At 43.4% G+C, this 20,359-nt stretch carries 15 protein-coding genes; 3 read left to right on the forward strand and 12 right to left on the reverse strand.

Features of this window, described 5'->3' with window-relative positions; all coding sequences use genetic code 11:
- Positions 1–135 precede the first annotated feature (135 nt).
- Both HF638_RS06125 and HF638_RS06130 read right to left on the reverse strand, forming a co-directional pair.
- Positions 136–558, reverse strand: a complete 423-nt coding sequence (locus tag HF638_RS06125) for a DUF3237 family protein (protein ID WP_169479398.1) — start codon at positions 556–558, stop codon at positions 136–138.
- Positions 555–2,558 carry a glycoside hydrolase family 2 TIM barrel-domain containing protein gene (locus HF638_RS06130; protein WP_169479399.1) on the reverse strand — a complete coding sequence of 668 codons (2,004 nt, stop codon included), beginning with the start codon at positions 2,556–2,558 and terminating at the stop codon, positions 555–557. The genes HF638_RS06125 and HF638_RS06130 overlap by 4 nt, the downstream gene beginning before the upstream one ends.
- Positions 2,559–2,783: 225 nt before the next feature.
- Here HF638_RS06130 and HF638_RS06135 point away from each other — a divergent pair, with 225 nt between their 5' ends.
- Positions 2,784–3,986 (forward strand): MFS transporter, encoded by a 1,203-nt coding sequence (locus HF638_RS06135; protein WP_169479400.1) that lies wholly within the window; start codon positions 2,784–2,786, stop codon positions 3,984–3,986.
- The gene (locus HF638_RS06140; protein WP_169479401.1) at positions 3,979–4,623 is read left to right on the forward strand and encodes a TetR family transcriptional regulator; all 645 of its coding nucleotides are present in this window, start codon (positions 3,979–3,981) and stop codon (positions 4,621–4,623) included. The genes HF638_RS06135 and HF638_RS06140 overlap by 8 nt, the downstream gene beginning before the upstream one ends.
- A 137-nt stretch (positions 4,624–4,760) precedes the next feature.
- Here HF638_RS06140 and HF638_RS06145 read toward each other — a convergent pair whose 3' ends face one another.
- From HF638_RS06145 to HF638_RS06190, 10 genes are all read right to left on the reverse strand, one after another.
- Positions 4,761–7,172, reverse strand: a complete 2,412-nt coding sequence (locus HF638_RS06145; RefSeq protein WP_169479402.1) for a helix-turn-helix domain-containing protein — start codon at positions 7,170–7,172, stop codon at positions 4,761–4,763.
- A gap of 73 nt (positions 7,173–7,245) precedes the next feature.
- Positions 7,246–9,396 carry a glycoside hydrolase family 3 N-terminal domain-containing protein gene (locus HF638_RS06150; protein WP_169479403.1) on the reverse strand — a complete coding sequence of 717 codons (2,151 nt, stop codon included), beginning with the start codon at positions 9,394–9,396 and terminating at the stop codon, positions 7,246–7,248.
- A 141-nt stretch (positions 9,397–9,537) separates the two neighbouring features.
- The gene (locus HF638_RS06155; protein WP_211175524.1) at positions 9,538–10,953 is read right to left on the reverse strand and encodes a family 1 glycosylhydrolase; all 1,416 of its coding nucleotides are present in this window, start codon (positions 10,951–10,953) and stop codon (positions 9,538–9,540) included.
- A 54-nt stretch (positions 10,954–11,007) separates the two neighbouring features.
- Entirely contained in the window at positions 11,008–12,474 is a 1,467-nt protein-coding gene (locus HF638_RS06160) for a PTS transporter subunit EIIC (RefSeq protein ID WP_169479404.1), read from the reverse strand.
- Positions 12,475–12,845: 371 nt separating this feature from the next.
- Positions 12,846–15,107, reverse strand: a complete 2,262-nt coding sequence (locus tag HF638_RS06165) for a glycoside hydrolase family 3 N-terminal domain-containing protein (protein WP_169479405.1) — start codon at positions 15,105–15,107, stop codon at positions 12,846–12,848.
- Between the two features lie 139 nt (positions 15,108–15,246).
- Positions 15,247–15,468, reverse strand: coding sequence for an RNA chaperone Hfq (locus HF638_RS06170; protein ID WP_169479406.1), 222 nt, complete (start codon positions 15,466–15,468; stop codon positions 15,247–15,249).
- Positions 15,469–15,615: 147 nt separating this feature from the next.
- Positions 15,616–16,041: a MarR family winged helix-turn-helix transcriptional regulator gene (locus HF638_RS06175; protein ID WP_169479407.1), complete on the reverse strand. Its 426-nt coding sequence runs from the start codon at positions 16,039–16,041 to the stop codon at positions 15,616–15,618.
- A 138-nt stretch (positions 16,042–16,179) separates the two neighbouring features.
- Positions 16,180–16,920 (reverse strand): oxygen-insensitive NADPH nitroreductase, encoded by a 741-nt coding sequence (gene nfsA / locus HF638_RS06180; RefSeq protein WP_169479408.1) that lies wholly within the window; start codon positions 16,918–16,920, stop codon positions 16,180–16,182.
- Between the two features lie 13 nt (positions 16,921–16,933).
- On the reverse strand, positions 16,934–18,280 hold the full coding sequence (locus tag HF638_RS06185) for an NtaA/DmoA family FMN-dependent monooxygenase (RefSeq protein ID WP_169479409.1): 1,347 nt from the start codon (positions 18,278–18,280) through the stop codon (positions 16,934–16,936).
- Positions 18,281–18,300: 20 nt separating this feature from the next.
- A complete protein-coding gene (locus tag HF638_RS06190; RefSeq protein WP_169479410.1) occupies positions 18,301–19,404 on the reverse strand; it encodes a Gfo/Idh/MocA family protein in 1,104 nt (367 codons plus the stop codon).
- A 313-nt stretch (positions 19,405–19,717) separates the two neighbouring features.
- On the opposite strand from HF638_RS06190, the gene HF638_RS06195 reads away from it, so the two are divergent.
- Positions 19,718–20,071: a winged helix-turn-helix transcriptional regulator gene (locus HF638_RS06195; RefSeq protein WP_169479411.1), complete on the forward strand. Its 354-nt coding sequence runs from the start codon at positions 19,718–19,720 to the stop codon at positions 20,069–20,071.
- Positions 20,072–20,359 lie beyond the last annotated feature (288 nt).

Here is a 20,359-nt window from a genome sequence, read left to right on the forward strand (position 1 = left end):
TACATATAAATATTGACGTAAAATCGCATAACGACAAAAAGAACCGCTCATTAGCGTCATTAGCGACTCTGACTCTGTATAGCAGGCTATCTTGCTCCACGACACATGAACAGAATAGTTATCATATGTTCCTCGTTATAATAGCGCCCTATATATTTTTATATCTACTCCGGACTCCGTTGGACGACCTTCTCCAACAAGCGTCTCACTGTTCAAAAAGGATAAGGCTTTGCTGTCCGTAATCATTTTGGGGGAAGTGCGAAATAATGCCGTTTTGAGATTTTTATCAATACTTCCGTTATTTTCGATAAAGATTTTGCAGGAATGACCTGTGTAGTCCGTTCCTTGGATCATGTATCTTGCCGATAGCGTATGCGGGTCCCCATTCTTCCCGATGATCTGCGTATCCACGCCTCCACCCAGCACGATTCCCTCAAAGTACTTTCCGGTTACGCTACCTGTAAAAGTAATCATAACAACCGAATCATCTTCGCTATTCTGTAATTCGAATGTTTCCCCGATGTTCACATGTACCGTGAACAACTCTTCTAAATTCACGCGTTCCCACCTCCAGTCTTATCCTTGTATGTCATCAGCGAATCGCTACTCACCGAAAATCCGGTGGGTCTGATAATATCTAAAACAAGTTCGTTCCATCGATTCTCAGAAATATCGTTAAAGTAAAACATGTGCTGCTCCCCAGGCGATAAATCCGGGATGTGTTCCGTAATACAATAACCGTGCGGGTTAACCAGCTTAATCGTGTAACCAGATATCCGATAACATGGAATGTCATTCCGGTTCTCCACGGTTACTACAACTTGGGCCTTCTCCTTAACCAGCTCCACGTTGAGGTTAATTGGTGAAGCTAATCGGCGCAAAGCTTCGTAAGAAGGCTTGGGCGTGCCATCTAAACTCATGGAACCATGCACCCGTTGGCGCAGCCTTCCCTCGCCTTCCTCCCCCATTTGCGTACGATAATCGTTTAGGCTGAAGTATATAAGTGCTGCGATGGCAGGATGCTTCCGGTACTCCCTTGTGTTTTCTACCAGGATCTGTGTACGACGCTCATCCCCGCCATTAAAAGCAGGCTCACATAGTCCATATTCAGCTACCACGAGAGGTTTATTTGGCAAATTCATAGTCATATTTCGAATAACTTCCGGCCTGTCCAATTCACCGTGCCATGTCCCGATATAATCGTTCCACATCACAATGTCACCTACACTCGTGGCATCCTGGGCGGGATTCTCATGCACCGTGTTAGACACATAGTTAATGAATCTCGTGTAATCAAGTCCTTGCACCAGAGATTTGAGTTTCTCAAAATACCGAACTGTAACCGTGGATTGTCCGTTTACCTCGTTGCCAATACCCCATGCATAGATGCAAGGATGATTGTAGTGACGATGGATCATTTCTTGGGCATGCTGCATTGAAATGTTCAACCATTCATCGTCAGGATCTAATGGGGTCTGCCAATGTGGAATCTCTTCCTGTACCAGTAACCCGTTACGATCACACCACTCCAGCAGCTTGCTATCCTGCTGCCAATGAAAGCGGGTAATAACACAGTTCGCGTGTTTCATATGATGAAGCATCTCTTCCAACTGTGCTACCGATTCTGCCATACCGCTCATAGGATTCGATCCAGGCATCCATTCACCCCCCATAAGACGTACCGGCTCACGGTTAACTAACAGTGTATTACCTTCTGTGCGAATCTCTCTAAATCCTACTGCCGTGCATACCTCATCTGTAAGGACACCATCCGAGTATAAAGCAATGGTTACTGCGTATAGATGGGGGTGATCAAAATGCCACAACTTAAGGTGTTCCACCTTGATGTCTTGAAATCTTAGAACACCCTCGTCGCCGGACATTTCCCATTCATTCGAAGTTAACATGTCTTCTTTATACGAAATGATCACTTTCAGTTTTATAGATTTACACTCAGACTCTCGTGCCTGCTCCCACAAACAAATCTCACCAGATAACATGCCGTATGGAGCGTGAGTTCCGTCCATATCGTCCGTGAAGTAAGGGACAGCTTGAAGTTTAGAATAGTCAATTGCCGTACGACCGCTAACCAGCAGCGATACGCCTCGAATAATTCCGCCGTCGTCTGCCCAATCAAAGCTATTGCCCATGGGAAGAGCCGTCTGGCTATTTTCATTATTTACTGATACCACAATTCGGTTGGTTGCATCGAAGATGACTGTGTCGGAAATCTCTATCACAAATGGAGTGTAACCCGATTGAGTATGTTCTCCTACACGGTTGCCGTTTACCCATACCACCGCATCTCGATAAACGGCATCAAACTGTAACCGTAGTAACTTCCCTTCCCATTCCGGCGGAGCGTACACATCATGACGATACCATCCCGTTCCACGAAACTCCTCTAACCCATTTTGCACGTTCCACGTGTGGGGAATCTTAACGATTTCGCCCAAGGGAGGACCTTGTTCATACCATTGTAGTTCCATGCCCTGATTCTCGGTATCTGCCTGAAACAACCATGATTCTTCCAATGAAACTACTGTTCTAGCACTCACTCTGATTCCTCTCTTTCTCATGCTGTTTTTTAATATGATATAGAAGAGCCCTCTATAAGGCCATTCAACATCCGCGGAATGTCATGGACAATCTGGTGACCATATTAACATTTAATTCACTGTCTCATTAAAAAAAAATGATTTACAGATCTCCATCGAACCATTTAAAATGGTTTACATACTGTAAAGGTTAACGACGTGTAAATGAAGGGGATTATGACGTACATGAGTACATTACCAAAATCAGTTCGCTTTCCACTGTTCATTCTGATGTTAAATCTGTTTATCGCTTTATTGGGGCAGGGGATGCTCATCCCCATATTGCCGGAGTATTTGAAGCTTTTTCATGCGGGAGGCACAGTAGCAGGATTTTTAGTGGCAGCCTTCGGTGCGGCTCAATTCTTCTTTTCACCTCTCGGGGGGCAACTGTCTGATCGATTTGGACGCAAAAAGTTGATCATTGCAGGTATGTTTCTGTCGGTCATTTCAGATATCATATTTGCACTGTCAACATCACTGCCATTCCTGTATGCCGCAAGATTTATCGGTGGGATCAGTCTCGGTTTAATGGTTCCTGCGAACCTCGCTTATGTGGCTGATATTACAACACCAGAGACTCGTGCAAAAGGCATGGGCTATTTTGGTGCAGCTATGAATTTGGGGATGGTACTCGGACCTGGTCTGGGTGGTCTCATTGCCGAGATGGGTATTCGCATGCCCTATTTCTTCGCAGCGGGTCTGGGACTGATTGCGGCACTAATGACGTTGCTATTGCCTGAGACACTCCCCCCGGAGAAAAGAACCGTCTCCATCCGTCATCAAAAAGGTGATCACTTGGGCAAGAAAATCTGGAGTTCTTTTAAAGTACCCTATTTCAAATACTTGATTGTGCTTCTCGTCATGACCTTTGGCCTCATGAGTTATGAGACGGTATTCGCTCTTTTTGCAGAGCAAAAATACGGATTCAACGCTGCGACGATCTCCATCATTATTACCTTGGGCGCGATTATCGGTATCATTGTACAAATCTGGCTTTTGGATTGGTTCGTTCAGAGAATCGGAGAAGTTAAGCTGATCCGCCTCTCCTTAATAGTCACACCCATAGCTTTATTGTTAATGTTAATTAAGGTCAACCTTGTGTTTCTGTTGTTCGCTTCTGCGTTATTCTTTGCCTTTAATTCGTTTTTGCGACCTTCGGTCAGCACGTTAATATCCAAGAATGCAGGAGATCGGCAAGGCTATGCATCGGGTCTGAACACCACATTCTCCAGTCTCGGAACGGTGATTGGGCCGCTGATCGCAGGGCTATTGTTTGACAAAAACATAAACTTCCCGTATATTTTTGGTGCAATTATGCTGCTCGCTTCTCTCGGACTGACCTTGAACGCATTTCGTTCGAAGAAAGGACAATTGTATACAAGTGAATGAAAACTGGCATCAACAATTGAGAAATAAACATCGTGATGATTTGATTGCAGCAGGTAAGGAGCTCTTTTTGAAATATGGATTGCTCCAGGTGAAGATTAAGGATGTGTGCACTAAAGCTGAACTTAGCAGAGTGACCTTTTATAAACATTTTCAGTCTATGGATGAGCTTCTTCTTGCCATTCAGATGCACTTAATTGAACATTTAACGGATGAGGTTAGCCATACATCAACGAAGGATATGAATGGGCGAGAACAACTCACAGTCATGTTGAATGCATGGGTTGTGTTTGCCCAGGATCATCCAGACTACATCCGATTTATTCAATTATTTGATATTAACTATGAGATGTATGATTTTAGTCCTGAATTGAGAGAACAGTATGATAAGTTCAACCAGAACGGGAAAGAAAAGCATTTCCTGATGGATGCTTTATCTACAGGCATTGCGGACGGCAGTATCAAGAATCCGTCGCCTCCACTGGAACTTGCTCAGTTTATCTTCACAACGCTAATGGGCATGCTTCAACGGATTGTTAAGATCGATCCGTCAAAGACTAATACAATGGATACGCGGATGACGGAGCAGTTTGTGAAGATGCTGCTCCATTTTGTCTGTAGCGAGGAAATACCGGAGTGAGGACATATTCAGAAAGTACAAAAGACTGATTCCAGCAGATGGATCAGTCTTTTGCATCATCTCTGCCTTCGGGATGCAGTTGAAGGATTTGATCGCAGATATTTTTTATATTCGTTTTTCAATTAGAAAATATAGTCTCAATACATTCGCTCCAATGTAATACAGAGTATCTGTTGAGGCTCAATCTTAATATCCATTTCCAGTGTTCCCCCACGGGTATGGATATGTCTCATGTAAGTTACCGGAATACTCCGGACTTTCAAGTAATCAATAGTTTCCATGTCGAATGAATTTAGACTGGTCATCTTCAAAGCCTCATCTAATGCATTTCCATCGTTAAAGCTCATTTTTTTAACGATAGCTCTGTAGTTACGGCAGTCAGCAGGCAGATTGGAGAGTTGTAATATCATATTTTTGGATACAGGGTTATGGAAGATGAGTTTGTTACTGTTCATATCGTATTTTTCGAACGAACTGAAATATGACGGGTCCACCGGAGCGTACAAATAAGCCAAAATTGTAATATTCTCATCTTCGTTTTTGGTGATGAATAAGGATGAATCCCGATAAAGCAATGTTTTGCCAAGTTTGTTCAGGAATTCGTAGGCATAAAAGCCGATTTTGGGAATACCACTCACGGTTAGGAGTCCAGGACCACCACTAAACTCGATGGTTTCCGCCGCAGTTTCATTAGAATAAGCTAAATCTGACATCAACCAATAACCAATGCCTTTGTAGAAGTCACTGAGACCCAGATGATGGTGAAGTATATATAATCCTTTGAATGCCATATCGTTCAACTGATCCCGACTCGATGACGTAATGTTAAATTCGGTGAGATAGAGGTCCGGAACGTTCAGATAATCTTCCAGGTACGTAAACAGGCTTTGAGTCATCATCAATATATAATTTTCTTTGGTTGACTTGACGATTGCAGATTTACCGTTACTGGTGCTGTTCTTTTTGGAATAAGGTAGTGCAGAAATTCCACAGAAGTCTGGTTCCATACCCTCCTGCACGAGCTGAGCCACAAAGCCATCTCGATGCATTTCCTTAACCTCTAACACAATGCCTCCGATGCCTACCTGTAAACCGGGTTCCACCTTTTTTAGTACTTTCCGAACTTCATCGTAGTATTTAACAAAGTCTTCATCCAAAGATAAGTCATAATTGCGAAGTTTTCCTTTGAATCGATTAGAACCATGATTAACACCCATCTCATAATACCAGGGGCTGGAACGGACCACTTCGATTTTCCATTGGGCCATCACTGATTTTCCGTAATGATTGAGTAGCAGTCGGAACAATTCTTGAATTTCCTTTAGCCAGTTTTCCCAGGAGTATGTTCTATGGTTATGACCAACACTCGTAACGACTTCGGCGGCTTCGGGAGGATTAAGCACAATAAACGGCTTCCAACCTCTGGCCACAAGCTTTCCAATTGCTTTTACAACTAGAGCATAATCAGGAGTATTTCCATCCACACGAAACATGCTTCTGTTCAGAAGTCCACTTACTCTTGAGAACTCAAATATGTTGTGCTTTTCAAATGCCGCAAGTTGATCGTTCAACTCAGTCACCAGCAGTTTCGAAGCTTGTCCTACATTCAAGATTGCGGACGAGAGCCTTATCTTTTCGCTATTCTGTGCTTCTATTCGAATTTTACGCTTCTTCTCCTGATTCACATGCTGCAGAACGGCTTCTAATTCTTTTTGATCGCATTCCTGTGTTTCAATACTCTGATGAACCTGAATAGAGGTCTTCGTTTTACGGAATGTGCTCGGACTAATACCATGTCTCTTTTTGAAGAGTCGGTTGAAGGAATTGATATTTGTAAACCCCGCCTCGTATCCAATAGAGGTTACCGGATCGTTTGTCTCGACCAGTTGTCGTTCCACATTGCGCATTCGATGCTCCAGCAGATAATCGCTTAGCGATTGTCCGACAATTTCAGAGAATGTCCGCGACAGATACTGTTCTGATACGAAGAACTTCTTGGCGATATCCTTCAACTTGATATCTTTCTCGAAGTTGTTACCCAGGTAGAATTTAATTTCTTCGATTCGGCTACGCATACTTTTATTGCTTCGTATGGGAACTTCCTTATAATACTTTCTCTCCAGCAAGCTCAACATTGAGAAGTACAGGTTAAATACCTCGACGTCAGATATGCTGCTTTTCTCCAAATAAAATCCGGAGAGCAGCTTATTGGCAAGATGATTCATCTCCTCGTCACTACCATTCCCGCCTTTTCTCGAATCGCCACGGAACTCGTACTGATACCCATTATCCCCTTGATTCTTATCATAGTTATAATAGAGAGCGATATCATAGGAAAGAGTCTGGGGTGACGTCAAATGAAAGGATTCGGATCTCGGTAAAATATAAAACCCTGGCGACTCGACCTTGATCGATTCCTCTTCACTTTCAACTTCAATAGAGCCCTTCAACACATAGAGGATATGAACTTTCCCATCAAAATTATGGATGCTGCTTCCAGGTCTGATTTGTTGAATCGCGATATTCTCCCACGGGTTTACAAGTTTCATAACGATCCTCCAAAAAAGCCACAAACGCAAAAACATTTCGCGTTCATGGCTGATTTCAATTCTTATTTTTAGATCAATGTAGTGAAAATTGAATGTGCACGTCTTGACTTAGGCATTCCCTGCTACTTCCACCAACAAAGATTGTAAATGCACCATTCTCAAGTTGGTACTTTCCATCATTATCGTAGAAGCCAAGCTGATCTTTTGGCAAGTGGAACTGGACGTTGTGAGAGGAACCAGCTTCAAGAGAGATACGTTGATAGCTTTTTAGCTCCTTCACAGGGCGAACAATAGAAGCGACCTTGTCGCGAGTGTATAGTTGAACAACTTCCTCACCGTTTCGACTGCCTATATTGGCTACTTCAACAGAAATGAGCAGTTCATGGCTTTCTTCGATAACTTCAAGATTACTATATGCAAATTCAGTATACGATAGCCCGAAACCAAATGGGTACAGAGCGTCGTTATCCACATCGAGATACCTTGAAGTGAATTTGCTTTTACCTGCTGGTCTACCAGTACTAGGATGATTGTAATACACGGGGCATTGGCCCGTAACCCTAGGAATCGATACTGAAAGTTTCCCGCTTGGGTTTGTGATACCGAAGACCACGTCTGCGATGGCGCTCCCCATCTCAATACCAAGATGCCATGTTTCTAACAATGCGTCAAGGTTCTCAGCTTCCCATTCCAATGCAAGAGGCCGACCGTTCATCAAAATAGCTACAACCGGTTTGCCAGCGGCTTTGATCATCCTTAATAATTCCTGCTGCTGACCGGGGAGTCCAATATTCGCCCGAGATGCCGCTTCTCCCGACATCGAAACTTGTTCTCCTACCACCGCGATGACGATATCACCGTAATCAATCGCTTTTTGCAGCTCATCTTCATTGATCGCTTCGGTAAGTCCGCCCGTTTCAAAATATCTAACCTTATCGCTCTGTTGCTGTAAACCGTTCAACACAGATACGCAATCTTCCTCTTTCCAACTGATGGACCAAGCACCTACAACTTCGGATGCTTTGTCAGCCAATTCACCAATGATACTAATCTTTTGATCCTTGTTAAGAGGCAAGAGATGTTCATTATTTTTTAGAAGTACGATTGATTTGGCAGCCGCTTCCTGCGCTAGTTCCCGATGTTCATGAGGAATTGTAACCATACGATCCTCAGTATTGACGTAAGGACTATCAAACAAGCCAAGCCACATCTTGACGGATAGAATTCGTTCTACTGCTTGATTTAGAATGTCTTCCTCCAGTTCACCAGACTTTACAAGTTGGGGCAAGTGGTTGCTGAAAATGCTAGTTCCCATATCCATATCGATACCGGCACGTGCCGCCTGTAACCCTGCTGCTTTCTCATCTTCAGCTGATCCATGGGTAACACATTCCCTGATTCCGTTCGCATCACTGACGACAAAACCGTCAAACCCGTATCTTTCTTTTAATACTTCGTTGAGAAGCTTTCCATTTACCGTACAAGGAACACCGTTAAGATCATTGAACGCAGCCATGACCGTAGTTGCTCCTTCTTCTACAGCCGCTTTGAACGGTGGCAAGTAGACATTGTGTAACAGAGAATTAGACATGCTCGTTGTATTGTAATCTCGACCTGATTCTGCCGCTCCATAAGCGACAAAGTGCTTCAGGCAAGCAGCTACGTAATTTGCTGGATTGGACGTATCACCTTGAAGGCCCTTGACCTTTGCTCTGGCAAACTCAGATACGAGGTAAGGATCTTCACCTGGACCTTCGGATACTCTTCCCCATCTTGCATCTCTCGATACATCAATCATAGGAGCAAAATGCCAGTTAATACCCTCCATTCTTGATTCTCTCGCAGCCATTCGGGCCGTTCTTAAGAACAGATCATTGTCGAAGGAACATGCCTCTGCCAACGCGATTGGGAATACGGTGCGAAATCCATGGATTACATCCAGACCAATAATGAGAGGTATGCCAAGACGGCTTTCTTCCAATGCAATTTTTTGCAACTCATTTGCTTTCTCTGCATTTTGAAGCATGATGGATCCGATCTTTCCTGCCCGAATCTCATCCTCATGATAATCCTGCTCAGCCGTTTCCATTATTTTACTGAATTCACCCTGACTCAACCGACCATCTGTGAGCATTTCAATGAGTTCTTCGAACGAGACATCGAACCCGCCTACAATGGAAACGGATGCCTGATTCATTTGCCCTACCTTTTCTTCAAGCGTCATTTGGCTGATTAAGTCCTATATGTGATTACGTTGTTGTTGAGCCAAATCGATCATAAACATTCTCCTTCGTATCAATGATTATATTTAAAAGGTCGTCCCTTTTACGAGACGACCAGACGAGATTAAATTACAGAAATCACCTTATAGATTTTCGCCGTTTGACCTAACAACCTCTTTGTACCAATCAAAAGATTTCTTTTTGAAGCGGTCACCCGTTCCTTGCCCTTTATCATCCAGATCGACATAGACCAAGCCATATCGCTTACTCATTTCACCGCTGCTGGCACTAACGATATCAATCGTCCCCCAGGTTGTATAGCCTATGATATCTACTCCGTCGGACATGGCATCTTGCATTGCCTTGATATGGGAACGGAAATAGGAAATACGGTAATCGTCTTCCAAATAGTTATTCTCGTCCGCAATCTCTCTTACTGCGAATCCATTCTCGACGATAAAGAGCGGTTGCTCATATCTATCATACAGCTCATTCAATGTGATTCTAAATCCTGTCGGATCGATCTGCCAGCCCCATTCGTTAGCCTCCAGATATGGGTTTTTCAAGGTGCCACTAATGTTGCCGCCAGTCTTTTCTTTGTCTTCTTTATCCGAGGATACGAGCCGCGTTGAATAATAACTCAACGCTACAAAATCGCTGGTATATTTACTCAGAATATCCATTTCTTCTTCCGTAGCTTTCAAATCGATCTCGTTTCTTCTAAAGTAACTCAACATATAGTCGGAGTATTTCCCTTTGGCTTGTACGTCTACTAGAGAGAACTCTTCCTGATCTGCCTGATAAGCTGCCCATACATCTTCAGGGTTGCATGTGTACGCATAGTTCTTACCTGCTCCGATCATGCATCCGATCTCAAAATCAGGATTGATCTCATGTCCAATCTTTGTAGCGAGTGCTCCAGACACCAGCTGATTGTGAGCGGCTTGGAATTTGGCTTCCAGAATGTTTTCTTCCTTATTCGGATCGATCAGACCACCAACTGCTGGGATACCCAATACCATATTGATTTCATTGAAAGTGATCCAATATTTGACGTGATTTTTATATCTTCGGAATACTGTTTCGCAATAAGTGACGAAATAATCAATAACCTTCTTGTTTTTCCAACCGCCTTTGTGAATCAGAGCAAGCGGAGTATCGAAATGGTTTAATGTAACCACAGGAGTAATTCCGTACTTCGCACATTCTGCGAATAATCGATCGTAGAAAGCCAACCCTTCTTCATTTGGCTCAGCATCGTCCCCGTTCGGAAAAATTCTAGCCCAGTTAATTGAAGTGCGAAGAAAATTAATCCCCAGCTCCGCCAGTAACTTGATATCTTCCGGGTAACGATGATAGAAATCGATCGCGTTATGACTTGGATAGTACTGGTACTTGGTGTTCATCGCCTTTTCGATATTATAGATCGCATCCCAACGACCTTCGCTAATTGCCGGGAAAAGATCAGCTAGTGTGAGACCCTTTCCTCCTTCTAGATAGCCGCCCTCGCTCTGAGTGGCACACATTGCTGCACCCCATAAAAAATCTTTTTTCATCATGGTTTTTCTCTCCCTGTTCAATCTATTTATGTGAATCAAGTGATACTAATCCGTTTATTTGTTTGAAGTATCTTCTTTTTTACCACGATACATCAGTAACGTAAGACCAAAAGGTATAACAAATGACAGGATCATAACAACCAGTACTACGATAAAACCTACCTGTGTTCCAGAATTTTGAGTATCAATAAATCCTGGCAGAGCGAAGATTCCACCCGGTGTCAGTTGCAAAAGTTTGGCTCCAAAATATCCAATGGCTCCTCCACCAATACCTGACACAATACATACCATCGTTAAAATTTTCTTCTCCGCCAGCAAGAATCCGTACAAGGCTGGTTCAATGACCCCCATAAGCCCCGAGTTAAAACCAGCGGAATAAGCAAGCCCTTTTTGTTTTTTGTTGGCGTTTTTCATGCCCATAGCTACAATTGCACCAGCAATCGCGAACGAGTGGCCTGTAATCATTGGGAAGATGACATCATAACCGTTCGTGAAGAAGTTCGTCAGAGCGATCGGCACAATAGCACCATGCAGGCCCACGGCAACCATCGGAATCCACAACCCACCTAAAAGGGCGCTGATTAATGTTGGACTCAAGCCGTACACACTGAGAATCCCTTTAGCAATCATCTGGCTTAACAGCATGGCTAGTGGTCCAATTACAATCAGTGTAACTGGAATAGAGATTAACAGCACCACCAGTGGAACTCCGAAGCTCGAAATGACCGAAGGTATATATTTCTTGGCAACACGTTCGACCTTGGATGCAAAATACACCGCAAGAATCGCAGGAATAATTGTCGCTGAGTAACTGGCTAACAAAACAGGAATTCCTGCAAATGTCGTATACACGGGGGCCTCTAGTAGCGAGCCTGACATCAGTACGCTGATTGGGTCAGCCTTAAGCAATTCTGCCAGCGTTGGATAGAATAATGCAGCACCGATCGCCATACCCACCAGTTCGTTCATTTTGAAACGTTTAGCTGCGGAGAAGCCGACAAAGACTGGCATAAAGTAGAAGATTACGTCCGCGACGACATACAAAACTTTGTAAGTTCCACTTGAATCCACAATCCATCCTAGTGACAGGAACAAAGCCAAGAATCCTTTGACAATACCCGTTGCTGCCATAACTCCAATCAAAGGTCCCATAATGCTGATGACCGTCTCCAGCAGTTTACTGATCGGATTTTTCTTTTTTGCAGGTTTGCTTTCATTTGATTGCTTTTCCTGCGGCGTGGATGTTGCTTCTTCGTCGTCTCCGGAATCACTGTTAAATGAGTAAAGACGCTGTATGTCATCAAAGACCTTTGATACTTGACTACCGATGACCACATGATACTGACCGGTTGCCTCCAAGGCCTGAATCACCCCGTCTAGCTCCATCAATTTGTTTTTGTTTGCCTTGTCCGGGTCCTTCAAAACAAATCTTAATCGTGTTGCACAGTGCATCAAAGAAGTCACGTTCTTCTCCCCACCAATGTTTTTCACGATTTGTTTGGACAGTTCTTTATAATCCATATCACTTCACCTCTACTCGGTTATTAACCACAGCATTTTTTGAACGTTCGTTTTCAAATAAGCGGTTACATTCGTTATTTTATTGACTTTTCGTGTATATAGATTGCTCAAATCATACATCCTTTACGTACAATTTTGATTAAACAATGTATTCGCTTTCAATTGTGGTTAAAATTGTGCAATCTTTTTTTAACACCAAGAGTGCGATACGTTCTCGTATGCCATCTGAGATCGGGTCAAGTTATTCTATATAAGAATAATGACCTGCAAATCAAAAAAGCCGCTATAATAGCGACTTAAGGGAGTATTTTGACGGGACAACACAGTTTCTCTTTTTCACTTGTTTACATTAATGTTCTATAAAGTATCATTTAATCCGTTTGTACGGGCAACGTTCCTTCAGGCTTTAGTAGTCCAAGCAATACTTTGATTCCAGCAGACGTATTAGTCTCCTGCTTTCCATACACAGCAATCCCTGAGCGCACGTCCTGCAAATAAATCATTTCGTAAGGGTTACCAAGAGACAACAGCGTGTATCGCTGATCATTCTTGTTCATCGCATTAATCAAGGTTTGATAATTGCTCCATCCGAACTGGCTGGCCACATTACGGAATTGGTAAGAAGCAAGAATGACATAATCGGCTTTGCCAATCGCCTGAAGTGTTTCATTCATTTTGCCTTGTCCAACAAGTGAAATCTCAGTCTTTAACGACAGATTATTAGCAGCTTGCAACAGTTGCTTCTCAAGTTGTTTCGCCTGTTCCTGCTCGGCTGCGACAATAACAACCCGATCATCTTGCTTAATTGGATCAGGAAGCACACCTTCGCGACTACTGAGTACAGTGACTGCTCGCTCTGCGATTATCTGTTCCACTGCTCGATGCTCCTTCGATCCGATGATGCCATTAAGCTGAGCTAGCTTGTGTGAAAGCGATTCGCTACGTTCAAACAAACCATATTTCGATTTCATCTCCAAGATTCTCTTCACAGATGCATGTATGGTTTCATCCGCGATAATTCCATTGTTCACTGCGTTCACCAGCGTTTGATGGGCGGCTGCTGAATCTTTCGGCATAAGGATGATATCAACACCTGCGGAAACGGCGCGTTCTACCGATGTATTCTCCCCAAAATGCTCCGCAATTGCATTCATGGTAAACGCATCTGAAATGATAAGACCTTCATATCCCAGCTCTCCGCGAAGCAGTCCGGTCAGTACCTTTTTCGATAAGGTGGCCGGGATCGGCACACGCTCTCCGTCTTTGAGTGAAGTGACATGCTCGTTATCTATGGCAGGAAAAGCAATATGCGCGGTCATAATCATCTCTACCCCATTTTCAATTGCAGCCCGAAACGGTTTCAATTCTACCGCATCAAGCCGCTCGCGATTATGAGTTAGTACCGGCATTCCAAGATGGGAGTCTACCTTCGTATCTCCGTGCCCCGGAAAATGCTTCACTGCCGCCATCACCTCGGATTGCTGTAAGCCCTGTATTGTGGCGAGACCAAGCCGCGTCACCAAATTTGCATTCGAGCCAAATGATCGGATTCCAATGATGGGGTTGTCCGGATTGCTGTTGATGTCTAGCACTGGCGCAAAGTTGATCTGCAGCCCCAGTGCCCTCAGCTCCTCTCCTGTCAGCTGCCCAGCGGCTCGGGCCAGTGCTGTATCTCCCGTTGCGCCAAGTGCCATCTGACCGGGCAGATTCGTCCCGCCTGGAATGCGCTTAATCACGCCTCCCTCTTGGTCGATGCTAAGAAATAGAGGAATATCGCCGGCTTCCCTTTGCAGATGGTGTGTGAACGTTGTAAGCTGCTTCACGTCTACAATATTTTTATCGAAAAGAATGAGTCCGCCTAAGTCTTGATCATGGATCGTGCGTTTCAGTCCATCATTAACGGTCGTCGTCGCTTTGCCGTTCCATTGCCTAATGTCAGGCATAAGCATCTGACCGACTTGCTCACTTACCGTCATATAGGAGATCAGCTTATCCCAATCTTGTGTCCGGATGGCGACTTCGCGTTCGAACCGAATCACACGCGCCATAAATACGGCATATTCAGCGCGCGTGACAGATTGATTTGGACGAAAAGTAGCATCCGAATATCCGCCGACCAGACCATTGGAACTCATGATAAGAATAGGTGCTGCTGCCCAATGCCTGTCCGTATCTGTCCATCTTGCGGGTTCTTTACCTTCCGCGAGTGAATATGCGCGCGTGAGGAACGCCGCAGTCTCTGCGCGGCTTAGCGGTGCGTCCGGACGGAAGGTCCCGTTAGGGAAACCGCTCGCAAGTCCATTTTTGGCTGCTATTGTGATCTCTCGATGGAAGGGGTGTGTAGTTGGAACATCCGAATATGTCGTGCCTACTACTTCTTTTTGAAGCTGCTCTGGATATAGCTCCCGAACCATAAAAGTAACGGCTTGTGCCCTTGTCACCTGTGCCTCCGGTTTGAATATTCCATTGCCATATCCCGCTACTGTTCCACGCTTCGCCATGTATTCAATGCCATCTTCTGCCCACTTTGAGTGCTGCAGATCGACAAAACGTTCTTCCGCAGCTGCACTCGACGCACCTATAAGCATAGATCCGAGAACGCCACCTATAATCGTCATCCATTTAACATGCATCTATTTCACTCCTGTTGCTATTCTATGGATGAATAGACGCTACTGCGATATCGTTTGTTGCGCTTTTATAACGGTATAAATATGAAAAGCATAGATTGTGGTGCAAGAATGGATACAAACTCATTCCCAGATATACTTATCATTCTTCTGTAATAATGGTAGATATTGCTTTTTTACTTAACAAACTTTTTCTTCCTGCTGTTGAAATTATAATAATATCATACCGATCAAAACCTTCGATTATGCCTTTCAGATGAACTCCGTTAGTCGTTATAACAGTGCACATCTGGCGGTGATTCTGGAGATTTTGCAATAAATCATCTTGTGTGTTGTCTTCTATCTCAAATTGTTTATTAGACATATTGTTATCCCTCTCTCTCACTGGTAATGGAATGGATCTTCTTTTTATCAATCAACTACGCTTCTGTGTTTTTATTTGCAGAACCAAGCTTGACTACATTCGGAAATTATATTTAGCAAGCTAAGTATTAATTGAAGAAATACAGAGTTACACTATATTCCTCTCCATTTGTTGCACTAGTTGTCTTAATATCAACCGATCTTCTGTCGAAATGGATTGAAGCAATTTCGCCTGCTGTTCCCTCCATTTAATATCCACCGGCTTTTCTAATGCTTTTCCTTTGTCCGTTAGATAAATACGCATGATCCGTGCATCTTGTACATCACGTTTACGATATATAAATCCGTTCTGCTCCAGTGATTTAACCATGTTCGTTACCGTTGGCGGTTCACATTTCAAGTGTTCACACAGTTGCATCTGGGTTACCCCATCTCCCAACCACAAATGATACAACAATTTATCTTGCCCTACATAGAGATTTAGTTCCCTAAGAGACTCACTATAATTCCGACGCATTTGGGAAGAAATCCGATCTAATGACTGTCGAATATCACAATCTACTGCATCTGTCATGAATTATCCCCTCCTGTCATCTGAATAATATTTAGCACACTAAATGTATCACGAAAAATTACAGTTGTCAATTTACCTTAGAGCACCGCCTATTGGCGGCAACTCTAAAGTTCAAAAAGATTTGATTTATCGTAAAGCTTATTTTTTGGAAAAACCTTGCTTGTTCAAATAGGCCATCATTTGCGGCTGAATACTTCTCTCGAGGTGATCCTGGATATGGTCACTCCATCCTTTTACTTTTTTCACAGTGAAAGGTGCTCTCGTCGGACGATTTTCATAATACTTCAGCATGGTCTCATCATAGATTGCTAATTTCTCTTGATCCATTGATTGGTATTGATTATCAAGTAATACCATGGATTGAGGGAGCCGTGGTTTCAGTTCCGGCTTATCTCCAGCTGGATTACCGATACATAATCCCACCAGAGGGATAACATATTTAGGTAGATTTAATACGTCAGATAGTTCGCTAATATTGGCTCTGACCCCACCAATGAACACTCCGCCAAGTCCCATCGATTCGGCCGCGGTTAACGCATTTTGTGCCATCAGGCCGGCATCGAATGAACCAATCAACAGAAATTCAATATATTCAATATCCTCATCCGGAGCGATTTCATGATTTCGGTTGAAATCTGCACAGAAGATCCAGAATTCTGCCGCTTCTTCAATATAGGGTTGATCGACACAGAGATGTCTGACTTTTTTTCGAAGAACTGGATCTGTGATGCGAATAATGGATACAGCCTGCAGAAGACTGAACGATGAAGTTTGATTGGCTGCCTGAAAGATTGCATCTCTTTGCTCTGCTGTCAGAGGTTGAGATGTGTAAGATCGATACGATGTATGGTTATGAAGCAATTCAAGTGTGTTATTCATAAAACTCTCTCCTCTATCTAGTTATTTCATTTTCCCGCATTCCATACTCATAAGGAACACCCATATTCTCGCGTAGTGTTTTCCCTTCATATTCTCTATGGAACAAACCCCGTTCCTGCAAAATGGGGACAACCATGTTGACAAAATCCGCAACTCCGTCAAAAGATATATCCGGTACCACTGAGAATCCATCACATGCACCTTCCAAAAACCATTCTTCCAAGAAATCAGCAACTTGTACGGGAGTACCCGCAACCACTGGGTGATAGTTAATAACGCCATGAGCCAGAACATCGCGAATCGTTAATCCTTCTAAAAGTAACTTCAAAGCCCTTGCGGAACGGGGGTCCATTGGGTTGGCATATGCATTTCTCAACAAGTTTGGTTCTAATGGTTTATCAATATCTACCGAGTTTACCGAGAGCGGTATACCGATCATGGAACCAAGGTAACTTACCCGATTGGGTATCTCCTCAGGATTAAAACTCATGAGTTGTTTTCGACGTTCCAGCGCTTCTTCTTCCGTAGCAGCCAGAGAAAACATAAACCCTGCATACATTTTGATATCATCTGGGTTTCGACCGAAACGAATAGCACTTTGTTGAATAGCTAGTCTCTGTTCACGAGCGGACTCTATGTCATATGGATTAGCATATACACCTGAAGCGTATTTCCCCGCCAACTCAAGTCCCTCACTTCCTCCTCCAGCTTGGAAAATAACCGGCTGTCCTTGCTCGGATGGAGGAATCGGTAGAGGACCACGAGATGCATAATATTGACCTTGAAGGTTAATAGGCCGGATTTTGTTCATATCCGCAAATTCCCCTCCATCCACATCTAACGTCCAAGCATCGGATTCCCAACTTCCCCATAAGGACTGAACCATCTGAATGCTTTCATGTGCTCTGGCGTAACGTTCCTGGCGACTTGCCACACGTGCCCCAAAGTTTGCCGCTGCTGCAGGATCGGATGTGGTAACCGCATTCCATCCCACACGTCCATGACTGATTACATCCAATGCTTTGAACTGACGTGCAATGTTGTAGGGATAATTAAATGTCGTAGACAGCGTAGCAACTAATCCAATGTGCGTGGTCTCTCTTGCCACGGCCATCAGTGCCAGCATGGGGTCCATAGGAAACATAGGTGTCTGTGGGCCTAAATTATTGGATAATCCTGGAGTGTCAGCGATGAAAATCATTTGAAATTTTCCTTGTTCAGCTAATTTAGCCCGTTCTACATAACTATCCATATTGGTGTAAGCTGCGGGATCCGTGCCAGGCATTCTCCATGCGCTAAATTCGGCTCCATAACCCGAAACCATCTGTAAAGCCAGTTGCATTTCTCTTCTTTTATTCATAACGTTTTTCTCCTTGAAGATTATAGATATTGACGTTCACCGGTCTGGGCTGATTTCTCGACGGCATCCAGTAACTGATGAAGTTTCACCGCATCCGCGAAAGTAGGTGCTAAGGTAGTGCCTTCTTGGATATCTTGCGCGAACTTGCGATAAGCTTGAGCTATATTCAGAACAAATCCAGAGTCGGATTTAAGTGAATCAGGAGCATAGTAATAGGAATCAGGAATACGTAGTTCACGAAGTTCGTTGTCTGTTGATCCCGCACCGCGTAATTGGTGTGATCCGAATTGAATGGATGCTGGTGCACTCAGCACGATGGTTCCTTTGTCTCCGAAAATTTCTAACGTTAGTCCTGTCTGATGTTTAACTCCACCTTGAATATGAACGCTGGCTGCTGCACCATTAGTCAATTTTCCAGTAATCATGATCTGATCATCCGTTGTTTTCTTGATGACTTTCTGAATATCTACCAATTCAACTTCTGGAAACTGTTGAGCTGTGGTCGCAGACAATTCTGTAAAGTCCCCAAGCATATAGGTAAATGCATCCAGATTGTGTCCACCTACAATGGTCAGCAAATTCCCTCCAACTTTCCGGTCAAACAAGTACGCACTCGACTTGTCACCAACGCCACCCATGCCATCTATAGAGATCTTCAGGTTGGCAGACAACACTTTCCCAACATAACCCTCTGCCAACAGATCTTTCACATACTGAATTGCTGGTGCTTGTCTGGCCTGAAGTCCAATCGCATTTGGCAGTTGTGCGGAAGCTATCCATTCCTGAATTTCCAAGGCTTCATCTGTATTCGACCCCAGTGGCCATTCACAATAGATTGGTTTGCCAGCAGGAGCGATGGCCTTGACTGCATTATAATGCTCCCTAACGTTAATGCTAACAACCACCATATCAACATCGGTATGATGAGCCAATTCCTCGCTGTTATCAAATCCGTGATCTGCGTGGAAAGCTTCTGCGCTTTTCTTTGCACTTACCATATTACTTGTCCCAACCGCTGTAAGCTCGAATTCATCCAAATGCTGAATAGCTGGAATATGTGTTCCACTCGCCCACCCGTTATTAATTGAAGCTCCTATGATTCCTGTACGAATTTTTTTATTCATTATTAAACAACTCCCTTGTTATAGTTCACGGTATGATCGAATATCAGTTTGTCTCCAACCATGTAAATCTAAAAAACTCATCACTATTTCCTTCTACTTGCTGTATGCCCTTATCAGTCACTCCTTTCTATGGTATATTTATTTAGCTTGCTAACTATAAAATCAAGATATCGTTATTATTCTTTCACATTTTAGGTAAGCTAAAATTGTTTGGTGTTGACAACATCATAGGTGTATTCGTTTTGTTTGCAAAGAGGGCAATTTAAATGAACATAGTACATCTTTTTGTACCTTTGGATCAGGAGTGATATGAATGAGAGTATGTAACGAAGGATTTGATCAAGACTTTATAGATGGAAAAAGTGACATGTACGCCATAGCGTTTACTCAGAATGTCCTTTCCGGACGATGGAAATATTTTATATTATGGTATTTAAAAGACGAAACACGCCGTTATACGGATATCAAAAAATTCCTTGGAGATCTCTCTCAAGGCTCTCTTACAAAGCAGCTTAAAGAATTGGAGAATGATGGCGTTATTCAACGGGATGTCTATCCGGAAGTTCCTCCACGCGTCGAGTACTCATTAACAGACAAGGGAATCAAATTACTTCCGATCCTTGAAAAGATGGCGGACTACGGTAGAGAATACGGTGAGACAACGTAAGCTTAGAATACAACGTCAACATCCACCGTATTCAATAATATTGGTTTTAATTACTTTTGGCGTATTGAGCACATCCATGGATAGCCGTATTTGTATCAGCTCTCATGTTGACTATTGTTGAGTGGATCGCAAAAGAGTACGGAAAAGTGTGGTATTTTAATGGATGGAATATCTTCTGGTCTTACGTTTCATATCTGATCCCTATGGTGAGGGCATACCTATACAGTTCAATTTTCTTCAAAGTGTTCAAAACACGTAACCCTTCATAAAATATGTATTCTCAGCCAG

It is taken from the genome of Paenibacillus sp. SZ31 (assembly GCF_012912005.1).
In the GTDB taxonomy this organism is placed as follows: Bacteria; Bacillota; Bacilli; order Paenibacillales; family Paenibacillaceae; genus Paenibacillus.